This is a genomic window from Pseudoalteromonas sp. Ld19 (genome assembly GCF_045064135.1).
In the GTDB taxonomy this organism is placed as follows: Bacteria; Pseudomonadota; Gammaproteobacteria; order Enterobacterales; family Alteromonadaceae; genus Pseudoalteromonas; species Pseudoalteromonas aliena.
The window spans coordinates 381,002-397,082 of sequence record NZ_JBISHA010000011.1 but is presented as its reverse complement, the minus strand read 5'-3'; the positions used below and the strand labels follow the sequence as shown (position 1 = coordinate 397,082).

13 protein-coding genes are annotated in these 16,081 nt (G+C 38.8%); 4 read left to right on the top strand and 9 right to left on the bottom strand.

Annotated features, from left to right (window positions below):
* Positions 1–167: 167 nt before the first annotated feature.
* The 4 genes from ACJJVZ_RS03160 (at position 168) to ACJJVZ_RS03145 (ending at position 4,646) form a co-directional block, all read left to right on the top strand.
* Complete coding sequence (locus ACJJVZ_RS03160) at positions 168–587, top strand: hypothetical protein (protein WP_405598065.1); 420 nt, start codon at positions 168–170, stop codon at positions 585–587.
* A 398-nt stretch (positions 588–985) separates the two neighbouring features.
* Complete coding sequence (locus tag ACJJVZ_RS03155) at positions 986–2,473, top strand: PAS domain S-box protein (RefSeq protein ID WP_405598062.1); 1,488 nt, start codon at positions 986–988, stop codon at positions 2,471–2,473.
* Positions 2,466–2,888 carry a response regulator gene (locus tag ACJJVZ_RS03150; RefSeq protein ID WP_182702267.1) on the top strand — a complete coding sequence of 141 codons (423 nt, stop codon included), beginning with the start codon at positions 2,466–2,468 and terminating at the stop codon, positions 2,886–2,888. The genes ACJJVZ_RS03155 and ACJJVZ_RS03150 overlap by 8 nt, the downstream gene beginning before the upstream one ends.
* A 45-nt stretch (positions 2,889–2,933) precedes the next feature.
* Positions 2,934–4,646, top strand: coding sequence for an EAL domain-containing protein (locus ACJJVZ_RS03145; protein WP_405598059.1), 1,713 nt, complete (start codon positions 2,934–2,936; stop codon positions 4,644–4,646).
* A 531-nt stretch (positions 4,647–5,177) separates the two neighbouring features.
* Here ACJJVZ_RS03145 and ACJJVZ_RS03140 read toward each other — a convergent pair.
* From ACJJVZ_RS03140 to ACJJVZ_RS03100, 9 genes are all read right to left on the bottom strand, one after another.
* On the bottom strand, positions 5,178–7,901 hold the full coding sequence (locus ACJJVZ_RS03140; protein WP_077535313.1) for a TonB-dependent receptor plug domain-containing protein: 2,724 nt from the start codon (positions 7,899–7,901) through the stop codon (positions 5,178–5,180).
* Between the two features lie 72 nt (positions 7,902–7,973).
* Positions 7,974–9,587, bottom strand: coding sequence for a hypothetical protein (locus ACJJVZ_RS03135; RefSeq protein WP_405598056.1), 1,614 nt, complete (start codon positions 9,585–9,587; stop codon positions 7,974–7,976).
* Positions 9,588–9,883: 296 nt separating this feature from the next.
* A complete protein-coding gene (locus ACJJVZ_RS03130; RefSeq protein ID WP_405598053.1) occupies positions 9,884–11,224 on the bottom strand; it encodes a tetratricopeptide repeat protein in 1,341 nt (446 codons plus the stop codon).
* A 51-nt stretch (positions 11,225–11,275) separates the two neighbouring features.
* Positions 11,276–11,881: an energy transducer TonB gene (locus ACJJVZ_RS03125; RefSeq protein WP_193156721.1), complete on the bottom strand. Its 606-nt coding sequence runs from the start codon at positions 11,879–11,881 to the stop codon at positions 11,276–11,278.
* 9 nt (positions 11,882–11,890) lie between these two features.
* Positions 11,891–12,301: a biopolymer transporter ExbD gene (locus tag ACJJVZ_RS03120; RefSeq protein WP_077535309.1), complete on the bottom strand. Its 411-nt coding sequence runs from the start codon at positions 12,299–12,301 to the stop codon at positions 11,891–11,893.
* A gap of 50 nt (positions 12,302–12,351) precedes the next feature.
* On the bottom strand, positions 12,352–12,879 hold the full coding sequence (locus tag ACJJVZ_RS03115) for a MotA/TolQ/ExbB proton channel family protein (RefSeq protein ID WP_193156720.1): 528 nt from the start codon (positions 12,877–12,879) through the stop codon (positions 12,352–12,354).
* Between the two features lie 3 nt (positions 12,880–12,882).
* The gene (locus ACJJVZ_RS03110) at positions 12,883–14,250 is read right to left on the bottom strand and encodes a MotA/TolQ/ExbB proton channel family protein (RefSeq protein ID WP_405598048.1); all 1,368 of its coding nucleotides are present in this window, start codon (positions 14,248–14,250) and stop codon (positions 12,883–12,885) included.
* Positions 14,251–14,260: 10 nt separating this feature from the next.
* The gene (locus ACJJVZ_RS03105; RefSeq protein ID WP_077535306.1) at positions 14,261–15,013 is read right to left on the bottom strand and encodes a DUF3450 domain-containing protein; all 753 of its coding nucleotides are present in this window, start codon (positions 15,011–15,013) and stop codon (positions 14,261–14,263) included.
* A gap of 241 nt (positions 15,014–15,254) precedes the next feature.
* Positions 15,255–15,869, bottom strand: coding sequence for a DsbA family protein (locus tag ACJJVZ_RS03100; RefSeq protein WP_405598045.1), 615 nt, complete (start codon positions 15,867–15,869; stop codon positions 15,255–15,257).
* Between the last annotated feature and the right edge of the window lie 212 nt (positions 15,870–16,081).

Here is a 16,081-nt window from a genome sequence, read left to right as displayed (position 1 = left end):
TGTAACTCAAATATTTTTCATGGTGCGAAAAAATACAATGATATAAAGCGATTATTTTAAACTTTAATAAAAGCTTAACTTTGTTGAAACCTGTATTTACCAAGCTTAGTAGGCACATTGAATAAAGACGTTTTGTGTAATTCTATATTCAACTAAAGGAAAAGATAATGAAGACACTTACTTTCGCTCTACTCGCTTTAAGTTCAGCATCACTTAATGTATTTGCAGATACAACGCTTTCAGCAAGCACAATGACATTAAAAGAAAATGAAAAAGTCTCTTTTAAACGCGCAGAAATAAATATGGAAGAGCAACAAGGCGTACTAGTCAATACTGCAACAACCTATTACAACCCAAAGGTATGGATAAATGGGCGCTTAGAGCAGTTTTTTGTGGGCTCTACAAATGGGAACCAATTTTGTGAAGAGCGCGGCCACAACCAAGAAATATCTGGAAGCACAATTACTTGCGGAGAGGATGAAAGCGCCTATGGAGACTTCGATTGGTATAACCAATCATGGGGCATGAAAAGCACGGGCAGTAAAAACCAATGTTATCAGCTCTATGCAGCTATAAAATGCCAATAAAATATCAAACTAACAAAGCCCTGTATTAAATGCAGGGCACGTAACTATGTTAAATATCTCTGTATAGCTCACAGAAGGTAATAACATCAGTAATAACGTCAGTAATATAATCGCTATTTTTCTCAAGGTAGCGTTCATATAACTCTAGTTTATTGACGTTACTTCGAAGTTGAATCTACCTTTATTTTGTTTAATAAGATTTGCTATTTTACGATGTAAAAATAGAACGCTTGGACAAAGCAACAAACAGGAATTTTCTTCCTTAAATATAATTACCTGACACATATAATGAAAATTCATTAAAGATAACAACTATTAGAAGAAAAATACCCCCATAATTTGATGTTCATCACTTCCTCGTCTATTCATATATGAGTAGTTTTTAAATAGGTATGCAAATGCGTAAAACTAAAGTTGATGGAAGGCTTAATACCTTAAATACTGATTTTAGAATAGACAATGCGTTTTTAGCGCAATTGGTTGATTGCTTGCCCATGGGTGCAATGATAGTGAATGCTAAGGCTCAAATTCTTTTTGCAAATGACCAACTGTCTGAAATACTTGGCTACACTGACTCAGAGCTTATAGGAATGAACATAGACAGTTTACTTCCTTCACAATTTAAATCTAATCATACACATTTAATGAGCCAGTTTTTTGCAAAGCCTAGAAAACGTTTAATGGGTGCAGGTCGTGAATTGTTCGCTAGCCAAAAAAATGGCGCTCAAATTCCAATTGAAATAGGCTTAAACCCCATACGAGGAAAACAAGAATTAGTATTAGCAACGCTGGTAGATATTTCACAAAGGCTTCGCGCTAACAATATGTTTCAACGCTCTATTCAGGCTGTACCACATGGGGTTTTAATAATAGATAAAAATGGCATTATTCAATCAGTGAATAAATCGATTTGCTCCTCTTTTGGTTACAGTGAAGAAGAGTTATTAGATAAAAAAATGGAAATGCTATTACCAAAACGCTATCAAGGACATCATGCAGGGCTGCGTCATTCATTTCATCAAGCGCCCAGCATAAGAAGTATGGGAGTTGGAAGAGACTTAACCGCGCTACATAAAGACGGCAAAGAGTTTCCTGTAGAAATAGGTTTAAGCCCTTTTGAAAACACGAATAATGAAGACATGGTATTCGTCTCGCTATTGGACATTAGCGATCGAAAGAGAATGGAAGTAGAGCTAAAGGAAAACAATACTAGCCTAAAGGAATTTACTTATGTGGCTTCCCATGACTTACGTTCTCCATTGAGAGGCATTTCTAATTTAGTTGAATGGATTAAAGAAGATCTGGGGACAACGACAGATGAGGTACAGCACAATTTAACGCGTATTGATGAACGTATTTTAAAAATGGAAACGTTAATCGATAACTTATTAAACTATGCAAAAGCAGGTAAGGCCACACTGGATACACAAAAAATCGATATCAATAAGTTGGTCAATAATGTAGAGGAGTTATTAGAATTTCCTGTTGGCATAAAGCTTAAAAGAGACATTCAACTCGACAGTATTGTGTCTGCATGGACACCACTTGAAACTGTTATTCGCAATTTGGTGAGTAATGCCATCGGACACCATGACCGTGAAGAAGGAATTATTTTAATTCGATCTGTTGCAGAGAATACTCTCTGCCATTTAACCGTTTCTGATGATGGACCGGGAATACCAGAAGCAGCTTATGAACGTATTTTTAGCTTATTTCAAACGACAACTTCAGGCGAAAGACAAGGGGCAGGTATTGGCTTATCCATAAGCCGACGGCTTACAGAAGCGCACGGAGGAAAGCTTAATGTTACGTCGAATCAACCACAAAGAGGAGTAACATTCCATGTTTGGTGGCCTCGTTTTGCAAGGAAAGAAATCAATGATTAAGAATCTGACAATATTACTCGTAGAAGACGATGATGTGGCTGCAGAATCAGTTATGCGCAGCTTAAGAAAAGTGGAGCCTGCAATTAAAGTCAACTGGAAACAAAATGGCCAATTGGCCCTTGATGCATTACGAGAACAGGATCAATCAGGAAGGATAGCTGAACCATATTTGGTATTACTAGATTTAAATATGCCAGTGATGAACGGGTTCGAATTTTTAGAGCAGATTCGCCTTGATAAAAAGCTGCACGATACTGTGGTATTTATTCTTAGTACGTCAAACGAAGACAGTGACCGAACCCGAGCGTACCACAACAATGTGGCAGGCTACATGGTAAAAAGTTCTATAGGCCCTCAGTTTGCTAAGTTAGCAAAACTTATGGATGCATATATGAATGCGATTGAGCTCACATAGATCGTTTTGAGAAGAGCTATAATTATGATGAACAGGATAAATACAATGGAAAAATTTGATCTGTCCGATAGCGTTAACCTTCTCATTGTTGATGACGATAGTATTGATAGGGAACTAATACGTCGTATGGTCTCTCGTTCTAGTATGCAAGCTAACATTTTTGAAGCCTCTTCGTTAGAAGATTCTATGTCTTGTCTAGAAAAAAAAGAGTTTGATTGTATTATTGTTGATTATCGGTTGGGGATCAGTTCAGGGCTTACCTTACTCAGTAACATTAGAAAGTCTGTGAATCATCATTGTGCCGTTATAATGGTCACGGGCCTAGGCGATGAAAATATTGCAGCTGAAGCTATGCGACTTGGTGCAAGTGACTATTTATTAAAAGATAAATTAAAAAGTACTCAACTTCTGCATTCTATATCTAGCTCAATTCAACGAGCCACGTTAGAGAAAAACCTCCATAATATGGCACATTATGACAGTTTAACAGGGTTAGCCAGTCGGCCAACCTTACTCGAACAGCTTAGCAATGCGATCGCTTCTGGGCAGACTCTCGCTGTTGCCTATCTAGATTTAGATAATTTTAAACCCATTAACGATAAATACGGGCATGAAATAGGAGATTTTGTTTTAACAACCATCGCCAATCGACTAAAGCTTATTGCTCGTAAAGAAGACACCCTTGCACGTATTGGAGGTGATGAATTTGTCCTGCTATTAAAAGGATCCTTACACACAAATCAAGAATATGAAGATCTTCTGCAAAATGTTCTTATTGAGATCAATGACCCTATTCTATTAAAGGAATACGCTTGCTCAGTACAAGCGTCAGCAAGTATTGGAGTGGCTCTTACCAATGATGCTGGTTTAAGCTGTGATGATATTCTACGCAGAGCAGACCAAACCATGTATCAAGCTAAGACCTTAGGCACGAATAAAGTTTTATTTTATGATCCAGAAGAAGAAAGCCAAAGACATGCTAAACATACTCTACTAATGGCCGCCGAAAAAGGGATTGCCCGTAACGAATTTATTTTACATTATCAACCAAAGGTAGACATGACAGACCAGCGTTTAATAGGCGTTGAAGCATTAATACGCTGGAATCATCCAACTTTAGGTTTGCTATATCCAGCTGATTTTTCTGATGCACTAGAGCATCCCTGTATTGGAGTTTTAATGGGTGAGTGGGTGCTATGCGAAGCCTTAAAACAACATGAAATTTGGCAAAATACACAGCTAACCATGAGTGTTAATATCTCTCCAGCACATTTACTCAGTGAGGGTTTTGTCGAAAATTTAAACGACCTATTATTAAGTACACATAATATGGTACCTAAGACACTAGAATTAGAAATTCTAGAAAGCACAACAATTGGAAACATTAACCAAGCTGTAGACGTGCTTGAAGGTTGTCGTAATTTAGGGGTTAGTATTGCCTTAGATGATTTTGGTACAGGCTATGCCTCTTTAAGCTATTTAAAAAAATTACCATTAGACACTTTAAAAATAGATAAAAGTTTTATCAAAAAACTCCTATCAGACGGTGAAGATAAATCCATCGTCACCTGTATTGTGGCGCTTAGTCAAGCGTTTGGCTATAAACTGATTGCAGAAGGAGTAGAATCTTTAAAGCATGAACAGGTCTTAATTGATATGGGGTGCCGTCTCGGGCAAGGGTATTATATTGCCAAACCTATGTCTGCTGATAATATGGCCGTATGGATCCAAAATATGGTAAAAAAGCCTACCCATTAAATATCTACCCTATATTTTGCTTAACAACACAAATTTTTTGAATAACTGAACAAGCATAAACTAAGTGTATAAGATCATCGTAGCCTCAATTACGCTATCCATAAAATAAAAATATTTTATAATGTAATGTAACTTAAAAATTGCGAGTAAAGCATATTGTTTGAAAGAAACTAGCCACTGATTATCAGTTCAATTTGGCATCGTGTTAATTACACGCAAAGCCTAAATCTTGCAATACCCAAACTAGGTTAAAAAATAATTAGCGGATTCTCTAAAGTATGAGCCGTAATCGGTCAAATTAATGCTCATTCACTTAGGCACATAACCAAAACACTATTTAGACCAATCTACTTATATATGGGGTCTATTTAACGTTAAGAAAATTACGCTAGAACTAGGCAAAGATTTATGCAGGTTGGTATTACCCCCCTTACGGCACTATTATTGATTTCATAAATAACAAGCAATAAAAAGCCCTACACTTGGTAGGGCTAAGTAATGCTTACTGTAACTGCTATTTATTAGAGAGTGTTAAAATTCATAACTAAAGCTTAAGCTCAACTCTCTCGGTGTTTCTTGAGAACGTATTAACACATCATTTTGATTAACTTCAAAATTTTGTCCTAACATATTCTTCACCTTAAATGTCAGCGTGGTGTTAAAGGTAGGGTAATAACTATAGACCATGTCTAACGAGTTTAAAGGTTGCTCGTAAGCATCATCAAAGTTATTAACACCCGCAGCTAAAATACGATCACCAAATACATTATAGATAACAGAGGCTTGATGCATGCCATCATGCGAATCGTAATTCAATTGTAAATTAGCAACGTATTTTGAATGACCTGTCATGCGTCGTTTTAGGTTTGTCAGATCGCCGCGCTGCTCCTGTGCAATTTCAACTTCTGAATCACTGAGTGTTAAGTTACCAGAAGTAAAGAAAGCACCGCCAAGAAAATCACTGTGCAACTCAGTTAACCATTCGGCTTCAATACCATAAACATAGGCTGTATCAGCGTTATCAAACTGCAGGGTGAAACGGCCATCGCTTTCAGTTAACAGTGCTTCAATTGGTTTATCGATATCTTTATAAAAAGCGCCAACAGAGTAGTTATCGCCATTGTCCATATAAAATTCGATACGCGCATCAAAGTTATCTAAAGCGCTAGACTCTAAGAATGGATTACCTAGAGTACGGTATCCTGTAAGCGGATCTTGGAATTGAACAGGACTTAGCTCACGTAAATCAGGGCGAACAACCGTACTGCCATATCCAAAACGAATTTGATATGCCTCTTGGCTATACGTCATAGATAGTGAAGTAAAATAATCATCTTCCATGACACTTGCTTGTTCTATCGCATCTGCACTTAGCTTGTCAGCTAGCAAAGCAGGATTAAATGCTGAGCGAGAAAAAGCTAAAGCAACTTGGCGAAAATCTTCATAGCGTACGCCACCACTTAAGCGCCAATCTTGAGCAAACGTTATGTCAAAAGAGCCGTAATAAGCATCAATCATTTGCGCTGCAAGATAATCATCGGCTGTTGGTTCTTGGAATAACAACTCGACATCAGTTGAATCAATAACAGAGTCATTAGCAAAAAAACTGCCGATTGACAGTGCTTCATCTTCACTTTGCGCGAGCTCTAAAGCTTGAGTTTGGCTAAAGCGATAGTTAAAAAAGTCGGTACGGTAGTCACGTGTTTTTTCTACAAAATAACCGCCACCCGCAATTTCAACTTCGGCATTGTCAAAGTAAAAAACTTTATTTACATTAACGCCCCAGTTTTCTACATCGTCTTCTAACTCAACAAATCGATACAAATAGGGATTGCCCCCTAAGCTACCGTTGTAAAATGTGCGTTTATATTTACCATCAAGATATTCATCACGAACCGTTACTTTAAGCTCGCCTGGGATACTTGTTGTTGCTGTAGAATCAGTGTATTGCCAATCAACACCTACACCTTGCAAAAATCCCCACTCTAAATTATGCGTACCACGAAGCTGAAGTATTTCTAATTCGCGCTCTTCAAAAGAGGTTAAGTGGCTGCGCTGTAATTGACCAGCATCGATGCTTAATGACTTTGATGGCTCTTGGTACAATGCAACAGAGGCTTCATCTTCAGTGTCTCGCAACATCATGTAGGTTGCAGTTAAATCATGGCCCTGTATTTTATACCCTAAATTTAAAGAGCTATTTAACTTTATATTATGCTTTGTCGACACTTCTTTTTCTGTTGCAGAGTAGCAGGTAAAGTCATCTTGTGAACAAGCAGACTCCGATGCGTCAACTGAAGAAAGGACTGCGCTAAACTTTTCAGCATTTGACCATTCATTTTCATAAGCAACTGACGCTAAAAAACCAAAAGATCCATCTAAGCCAAATAAGTTATCAAAACGATCGCCGTAGACCGCTTTAATACCGGCATCAGGGTTCAAGCTTTCTTTTTCCAAGCCAAAGTCTCTTGGCAACGCTTTAGCTAAGCTTTTATTTAAATCAATCGCTGCAGCTTGACCTATATCAGCTCCCGTGCGCTTTGATTCTACGTCTCTGATATTTCGGTATGAAATATCAGATAAGCCATTAATATACGTATTTAACGCTGTTTTAACGCTATTAGGTAATGCTCGCGTGCCATCATCTTGGCCAAGCCAATCATCACTGCCGCCATTATATGTATAGCCTTCGTCATTTGTATCTTTATAGCTTGCGCCAATTTCGACTTTAAATAACGTATCACTTGGAATGCTTTTTGTTCTAATGTTAACGTCACCACCACCAAATGCTGCCGGCATATTAGGTGAGTAGGCTTTTTGAACAGCCAAAGATTCAATAATACTTGATGGAAAAATATCAAGTGGAATAACGTTTCTCGTTAAATCAGGGCTTGGCACTACAGCGCCATTTAAACGCACACTTGAATAACGCTCACCTAATCCACGTACATAAATAAACTTATCATTAACTAACGACAAGCCTGTAACACGACGAAGTGCCGAAGCGGCGTCACTGTCACCCGTTCGAGAGATTTGCTCAGCGCCCATTATATCAGCGACGAATGCCTGATTTTTACGCTCATCAATAACTGCGCTCGCACTCCCTTTAAGACGCGTGCCTGTTGCAACAACTTCTTCTATAGCCTCATCATTTATTATTTCTTGTGCCTGTTCAGCGAAAGAATGAAATGAAGAAAAAAGGGAGAGCAGCGATAAAGTTATTAGATTAGTTTTAAACTGCTTTTGATGTTTCATATTTATATCCTCTAAACCTAAAGTTCCCTTAAAAAAGGCGCCGTAGCGCCTTATAATTAGAGCCGGTCTAGATTAATTACTAGCGCGTTGTAAAGATGCAGCTACAAAACTAGCCCACTCGCTTGACTCACCTTCTTTAAGCGCACCAATGTAGCCTGCGTTAGTAAAGAAAGCGTTAACTTCGCTCATGTCTTTAGCCGTTGTTGCAACAGCAGTACCTTGTGAATCAGTAATAGTTGCAGCAGTTGAAACACCATCGGCACCAAGCACATTTGCAAAATCAGCAAAACCAATTAACTGGTTATTATCGCCACCTGTAAACCAAGTGCTTACATCAAAACTAGCTAATGAACCCGTTAAAGCTGTATTTACGTTTTCAAAGTTTTTACCACAGGCAAAAATTGAGCTCATAAATGCAATATCGCCTTTATTTGCATTGGCATGCACACCTGCATCGCCTGATTTGTCTTTTTCATTGTATAAATCAAAACAACCGGCACCATCTACAGATGACGAGTTTACAAACAGCATGTTAGCTAATTGCGCCTTACCCCATTCTTTCATTTCCATACCGGCACCAGTACGGCGTCCATCTGCGCCTTGGTCACCCGTAGTTACAACCGTTGCATTAGCAATCGTTGGGTTAGAAACGGTTGTTACTAAATCTTGAGCGTCTGCTGATAATGGATCTACCTTTGCGCCATCTGTTTCAAAGCCATGGTTACCATATTCATTTGAACGAACAAGAATAAATTGTCCAAAACCTTTCCAGCCTTCATCCCAGTCAATGCCGTCATCGCCTGTATCAGTAACAACAATATGCTTAAGGTTAACGCTGCCACCAAATAGCTCAATACCATCATCGAAACCATTATGTACATGCACGTAATCAATGGTTGTACCTGAACCGACAGCATTTAGAGTTAAACCATTGAGTTCATCACCTTCAACACCAAAGCCCGCATATTTAATAACGATATGCTTAAGGATACCGCTGTTATCTTGCGGATCATTACCACCGTAGTAAGATACAATACCTTCAGCAGAGTGATTACACAGGTCTTGTGCAGCAGCTGCTGTTGTACAACGAATCGAATGGCCACGACCATTTACCTGTACGCCACCCCAGTCACCAATTTGTGCTGTAGTTGAATCATCGCCATCAACTTCTTTGATACTTGTGAAAATAATTGGCTTATCTACTTCACCAATTGCTTCAATATTTGCGCCACGTGCAACACGAATAAAACTCTCAGGCTTAGTAAAAGCAATTGTCGCACCGGCTTCAATAGATAATGTAGGGCCATTGCCGTCAATTGTAGCGCCTGTTGATGTGTCTACATCATCACCAATAAATAACGCACCTTCAAACACATGCGCACCATCGTTATCTAATGCAGAAATGACAAAAGAGCTGGTAATTTCTTTAGCATTGCTTGCAAATGCTTGGCTATAAAGACAATTAACGCCTTTGGCCTCACCTGTAAATGTCGCGCCATCTAATGTGTATGTAGCACACGTAACAGTTTCACCACTGTTACCACCTGGGTTAGTCACCGAATTGTCTACACTATTGTCTACACTGTTATCAGCAGTTGTAGGTGTAACGTTAATATCACCACCACAACCAGTAAGTGAGATTGCAGCAGCTACTAGGCTGACTTTAAATAAACCAGATAATTTCATTGTTCACTCCGTTAAAGTATTTAATTATTTTGTTAGCGTTTTATTAAACTCAAGTCACCTAAGTACATAAGTTGATGTATTTAGGTCACTTGAGTTCTTAGCTGCGACTACCTTACGGGAGCTGTATGACAGCGCCGTTACACTTTAATAAACATAAGATGACAACGTTAATTTATTAAATTCAAATGGTTACTTAAAATAAAACGAAAAAACCGCCTAAAATAAATTTAAGGCGGTTTGCATAGTGCGATTATGAAATTGGTTTTTTGCTATACAAATAACGTGTTAAATAGGGATCAAAGTAATGCCGTTCTAAGTGTTTCGGCATGTACTTTTTCACGCTTTACATACTTGATCCATTGCTGCGCTAAACGCTGAGATTTTTTGTGTTTCTCAGCTTGTTCAAACGCTAAAATTGAGGCATCGAAATTTTGTAAATTATACTGCGCCATACCAAGAGCAACAAAGGCATTTGATTCAAAATCAAGTGAGCCTTTATAGAGTGCTTTACGCGCAGCGTCGGCTGCCTCTTCATATTGCTCAGTATTGACATACACTTCCGCTAAGCGTTGATCGTACTTGCCATTAACCGATAAATCGGCTGCCTTAACAAAGTATGCAATTGACTTATCGTCTTCTTTAGCTTGGATCATGGCTTCGGCTACAAACGCGTAATTTTTTGCCGTTCTCTCAGCAATACCCGCCTCAATTGCTTTACTCATAACTACGCCTGCTTTGTAAGCTAAACCATTGTATAAGTACACTTGGGCAAGTTGACGTAAATCAGATTTTGAGGTTAAAAACCCTTGTTGATAAGCAGCCTCAATAACAGCAAGTTGCTGTTTCTCTTGCCCTGTTTCACCATACATACCCGATAACTGAATCCAATATTCTGGCTTGTTATACAGTTTTACCATACGCTCTAATACTGCGACTACTTTATCAGTTTGATTAAGCGAGTAATGCATTGCACGTTGTAATACCAACCAGTTTTCTTTAGGTGTTTTACCTTCATCATCACTTAATTTTATTACTTTAGAAATGTACTCCAACCCTTTATTGTAATCTTTTAGCTGATAGTAGGTTTGTGCTCGTAATAAGTAATAACTTTCGGTGATGGGTTTAGTATTAATGTCATCCCATTTATCTAAAAATGAAATTACTTTTTTGTAGTCACTGTTAGCCATTGCTAATTGCGCTAAGCTAAATGTAGTGCTTATACGTAATGACTCAGGAATTCCTTCCTCTGCAACTACTTTTTCAAACGAGGCTATTGCTTTTGGTAAATCGTTCTCGTTGTAATAAATAAACCCATAAAAGTTATGCATCATCGCAATTTCGTATGAATTCATACTTGATGAGCGCTCATTGATGGTATCTAATGCCTCAAGCCCTGCTTTAACGTCGCCATCATCAGCTAGTTTTTGCGCTCGCGCCAATTGGCTGTACACCTTTTCACGCAATGCAGGCACTCGTTTAGTTTTTTGCTCTTGTGCTGCATTGGCTGTAGCTACATCTACACTGGGTAAAATGCTCAACGCACTAGGAGCAATAATACTTGTACTTATCGCTGCGGTGCAAAACAGTGTTAATTTCAAAAGTTTTGCTACAGGTCGTAATGTTGTCATTGATTTCATAATCATCTCACTTTTCGAACCATTTATTCGTAGGTTTAATTAATCGCTAAATTAACCACTGATCTGGAAAGAAATTTTATTCTGAACACCCGCAACTTCAACGGCTTCCCCATTCACTACGCGTGGTTTGTATTTAAATTTAAGTGCTGCATCCATAGCCGCTCTGTCAAACAGTGACTCTGGCTCTGCTTTTAAAACATGTGGTTCACGCACAGTGCCTTGCTTAGTTACTGTAAATTCAACAATAACGTAACCTTCTATACCTCGAGATAAAGCACGGCGTGGGTATACAGGGGCTACTTTTACAATGGGTAAATATTCACCGTCACTTGAGTCCAGTGATAAGCCACCTGATAGGTTTACATCCGCATCCACATTTGCTCCAAAGTCAAAGTTATTAGCATTTGCAGTCGCATCGCTACTTTGCATCTGTGGTGATTCCATCGGCGGCGGTGGCTCCTTTGGTGTCGGTGGTTTTTGTGGTTTTCGTTCTTTCTTTTGTATGCTCTCTTCTTTTTTAAGCCTTACAAAATCAAGTACATTGCCCTTAGCAGGCTCACTCATTGCCCCTTCGCCACCGGTGATCAGTGCTTGCATGCCTAAAAACAGCATAAAAGTCACTACACCGGCTACAATTAATGCTACTAAATAACGCATTACTAACCCTTATGCTTCTTGAGCTGCAATCGACACATCAAACACACCAGCGGCGCGTGCTGCATCCATTACTTTAATTAAAGTATCGGTTGTAGACTTTTTGTCTGCCTGAATAACAACACTACCTTGTGGGTTTTCAGCTTTTAAGCGTTCAATATTTGCTTGAACTGCACGTATATCAATTTGACGCTTGTTGATCCAAATTTCACCTTGATCTGAAATAGCCACTAATATGTTTGCACGTTCTTTTTTTACTGCTGTTGCAGCTTCAGGGCGGTTCACATCTATACCGGCCTCTTTTACGAACGACGCTGTTACAATAAAGAAAATAAGCATAATAAAAACAACATCTAGCATAGGTGTCATGTTTATTTCTTCAGCCTCATCTTCTTGCATTAAATTACCTAAAGGTGCTCTCATTTTATTCTCCTAGAATAAGCGACTGTATATAGCCGCTTATCAAAATATACTTAATGGTCTAATACCATGCTGTCTTCAAGAAGTTCTACTTCGCGCTTTGCTTTACGTTGTAAATACGTTGAGGCAAATACACCTGATAACGCACCCACCATGCCCGCCATTGTTGGAATAGTTGCTTTAGATACACCCGATGCCATTGAACGGGCACTGCCCGTACCTGTAATTGCCATAACATCAAATACTTCGATCATTCCGGTCACGGTTCCTAACAACCCAAGTAGCGGGCATAACGCAACCATTACATTAATTAAGGGTAAATTAGTGTTAAGTCGCATGCTCGCTCGCGAGATCATTGCTTGGCGTATTTGCTCAGCATTCCAACTGTTACGTTCTTGGCGAGTAGTCCATGTGTTTTTGACATCTTTTTTATAGCTACGAAAACCATTAAAAAAATAAATAAATCGCTCAAGTATCAATAACCACATCGCGAAGATTAACACCCCAATGACCAAGAGAACTTGGCCACCAGTGTCGAGAAAATCACGGATAGCATTGATTGAGTCAATCAATAGCACCATGGTTTATTCTCCTTTCTCACTTCGTTGGGCTATAATTCCCGCGCTCTGCTCTTGTAAAATAAGCAATAAACCTTTTGAGCGAGTATTAAGTAGTGTGTATATAAATACAGTAGGGATCGCCACAACCAAACCCAGTACCGTAGTGACTAGTGCTTGAGAAATACCACCCGCCATTAACTTAGGATCCCCAGTACCAAATAATGTGATTGCTTGGAATGTGTTGATCATGCCGGTTACTGTGCCGAGTAAGCCCAATAGCGGTGCAACCACTGAAATAATTTTGATAAGTGTTAAATTTCGGGTGATTTTTGGCATTTCACGTAAAATGGCTTCGCTTAATTTAAGTTCAAGCGTGTCGTAGGCTACATTTGGGTAATCGTCTTTTACTTTCATAACTCGACCCAATGGATTGTCATCTCGCGCTACATTATCCTTTAACTGACGACGGATTTTGCCACCTACCAGTAGTAAAGATACAAAGCGCTCAATCGCAATTAAAAGTGCCAAAATACCCACACCTAAAATAACGTAACCAACGGCTCCACCCTGATGTACTTGCTCAACGGTGTCTGGGGCTTGCACTAATAAACCTAAGATTGAACCACCCGTTGGGTCTAGCGCAAACTGCACAACACCACTTTTGGCATTTTGTAAATCACCCGCTGTCGTGGTATAACGAGATACAGGTTGGCGAGTAAGCTCACTTAGCGTATTTGTAACTGGGCTATACTCTACATATTTACCGTTCGATATTAAGTTAAAAGCACCTACTCGCATTACTTCTTGCTCTGCTTTATTACCACCTTCAACTATAACCGTGGTAGTAAAGCGACTTACTTTGCCCTGCTCTGTCATTTCGCGTTGCAATTCGTACCATACTTTTTCTATATCTTCGATTGATGCAAGCTTTGAAGTCGATCCCATCTTTTGAGCAAGGTCGTCCATAAATGCACTACGACCTGGTAATTGTGCAGATACCACAGACGTTGCGAACTTATTGCTCGAATCACCTGCAACTTGCTGCAATACACCAAATAGCTCTTTGAGTGAGCCCATCCGCTTAGATAAAGTGTCAGTTAAATTTGCAAGCTTAACTTCATTTTCTTCAAACTGTGTTTCTAGTCGCTCAGATTCAACAAGCATTTGATTACGCTTTGCTTGTGTGTCTTTTAACATTTGTACTTGTTCGTTTTGACGTGTTGCAAACACTTGTTCACGCTGTTTATTTTCTGCAGTTTGAACAGATTTTCCTTCTTCTAGCGTTTTAAGGAGCGAATCAAGGTTCATTGCCTCAGCAGCTACACTGGCACCCGCAAAGCTAATACTTGCAGCAAATAAAGCCATTTTTGTCATTTGTGTAAACAATTTCATTTTTAACCTCTTATTTTGCTGCATGTACTGGCAGAGTTAACATATCTGGGGCAAGTTGCTTGCGCGCTATGCGTAAACCTTTGTTGATTTGGCTTATTGTTGAATCAGCTAATGCTGTAAACGATTTTGTTTGTGCATCCCAGCTACCAGCTTTTTTACCATCACGTGTTAAATAAATAAGCTCTAAACGGCCGATGCGTAAAAAGTCCACTTCACGCTCTTTTCCACTTACCTCTAACAACGCGGTATACGCTTCAATTGTACGGCCGTAATCAACTTCGACCTGGTAAGCTTCAAGTACGCGACGAAATTTTTCGCTTGACGTAATATCAGCGCGATCCATCATGGTTTTTAAAGAGGCTAACCGTTTTGCGCGCTCATCTTGTAAAAATGGCACATCAAGCGATACAAATTGCTCAAGGCCTGTGATCATGCGCATCATTAATGGTGTAATTTGACGTTCAATAATAGAAACCTGATCCATTGACAGATTTAAAGATTCCATTTCTTCTATTTGATTATTTAACTGCTTAGTTAGCTGGGCGTTGTAAACAGCTAAGCCATCAATCTCTTTATTGAGGGTTTTAAATTGCTGTAAACGACCTTGCATTGAATCTGCAATCTTGTCTATTTTTGTTTGTGATTGCGCAGCTGATTTATTAATTTCACTGCTTTTATCAATAACCTTATCTAAATCGTTTGCGTGTACTGCTGCACTTGCGGCCACAATACCAGCTAAGATTAATGGTTTAACGCCTTTCATCGCATACACCTTTACTCGTTAATTAGCGGATTTGCTAGTTTGTTTTTTAAGGTCATAAACTTTGTAATATAAATAATTTATGACTTTAGAATTTCAATGAGCAGGAGTTTATAGATAAAACATGACAAGGATGTTGCGTAAAAAAGTCGCTTTTGTGACAGTGGTAACAATAAAGACTTACAAAGGGGATTTGACAAAAAAAAGGATATTAATTAATCAAACACCCTTTAATTTATGTATTTTAATTTAAAATAGAATTAATCTCAGCGAGGGAAAGCTGCCAATCGGTGTAACTTATTTCTATTGGGTGTGCTTTATTTTTATGAATAAGTACAAGAGAAGGAAACCCATGAATAGGAAGTGTACGGACCAGAGCCAGCTCTTGTGTTAGTTCAATATTAACAGCAGATGATGTTAGCTGCTCAGCGAACTGCGCTTTGTTTAAGCCTATTTGCTGGGCTAAGTCTATTAATGTGGATTCATCGGACGGATTTTGCGCATTTAAGTAATATGCATGTTGGATTGCTGCAACCATTTCAACCTCTTTACCAGATTTACGCGCAATAAGTGCGGCTCTACATGCTGGATACGTTGAACGCCTTGGTTGGCAATTGCGCCAAAAATCATGATTAAATGTTGTTCCCAGCTGAGCCGAAATTTTGTACCACGTACTTTCAAGCATATCTTTCATATTTTGAGGCATAGGCTGTTGATTATCCGGCGCTAAACCGCCGACCTTATATTCAACAACTATGTTATCTTCAAGCTGTACCTTTAACTTAAGCCAAGTAGGTACGTAGCCCCAACACCAGCTACACATAGGATCATGAACATAAATAAGCTTACTGTTTGACATCGTTTTACCTTATATAACTGGCCGTATAACGCTTTATAATTGGGACTTATCCGATTTAACAAGAGGTTAATTAAAACCTATATTTAGTTAATGCTTTATTAAGAAACTTACTAACATATTGAATCATTGTGATATTTAAATTTATTTACTCTAGCCAGAGATTTTCAGTGAAAACAAGGCGAACTTACGCGTCAATAGCGGGCCTATTGCAA

Excerpts from the sequence above, each read along its gene's own strand:
- ACJJVZ_RS03105 (WP_077535306.1), bottom strand. The coding sequence starts at position 15,013 with ATGAAAGGCGTTAAACCATTAATCTTAGCTGGTATTGTGGCCGCAAGT.
- ACJJVZ_RS03155 (WP_405598062.1), top strand. The coding sequence starts at position 986 with ATGCGTAAAACTAAAGTTGATGGAAGGCTTAATACCTTAAATACTGAT.
- ACJJVZ_RS03135 (WP_405598056.1), bottom strand. The coding sequence starts at position 9,587 with ATGAAATTATCTGGTTTATTTAAAGTCAGCCTAGTAGCTGCTGCAATC.
- ACJJVZ_RS03140 (WP_077535313.1), bottom strand. The coding sequence starts at position 7,901 with ATGAAACATCAAAAGCAGTTTAAAACTAATCTAATAACTTTATCGCTG.
- ACJJVZ_RS03130 (WP_405598053.1), bottom strand. The coding sequence starts at position 11,224 with ATGAAATCAATGACAACATTACGACCTGTAGCAAAACTTTTGAAATTA.
- ACJJVZ_RS03145 (WP_405598059.1), top strand. The coding sequence starts at position 2,934 with ATGGAAAAATTTGATCTGTCCGATAGCGTTAACCTTCTCATTGTTGAT.
- ACJJVZ_RS03150 (WP_182702267.1), top strand. The coding sequence starts at position 2,466 with ATGATTAAGAATCTGACAATATTACTCGTAGAAGACGATGATGTGGCT.
- ACJJVZ_RS03100 (WP_405598045.1), bottom strand. The coding sequence starts at position 15,869 with ATGTCAAACAGTAAGCTTATTTATGTTCATGATCCTATGTGTAGCTGG.
- ACJJVZ_RS03115 (WP_193156720.1), bottom strand. The coding sequence starts at position 12,879 with ATGGTGCTATTGATTGACTCAATCAATGCTATCCGTGATTTTCTCGAC.
- ACJJVZ_RS03125 (WP_193156721.1), bottom strand. The coding sequence starts at position 11,881 with ATGCGTTATTTAGTAGCATTAATTGTAGCCGGTGTAGTGACTTTTATG.
- ACJJVZ_RS03120 (WP_077535309.1), bottom strand. The coding sequence starts at position 12,301 with ATGAGAGCACCTTTAGGTAATTTAATGCAAGAAGATGAGGCTGAAGAA.
- ACJJVZ_RS03110 (WP_405598048.1), bottom strand. The coding sequence starts at position 14,250 with ATGAAATTGTTTACACAAATGACAAAAATGGCTTTATTTGCTGCAAGT.
- ACJJVZ_RS03160 (WP_405598065.1), top strand. The coding sequence starts at position 168 with ATGAAGACACTTACTTTCGCTCTACTCGCTTTAAGTTCAGCATCACTT.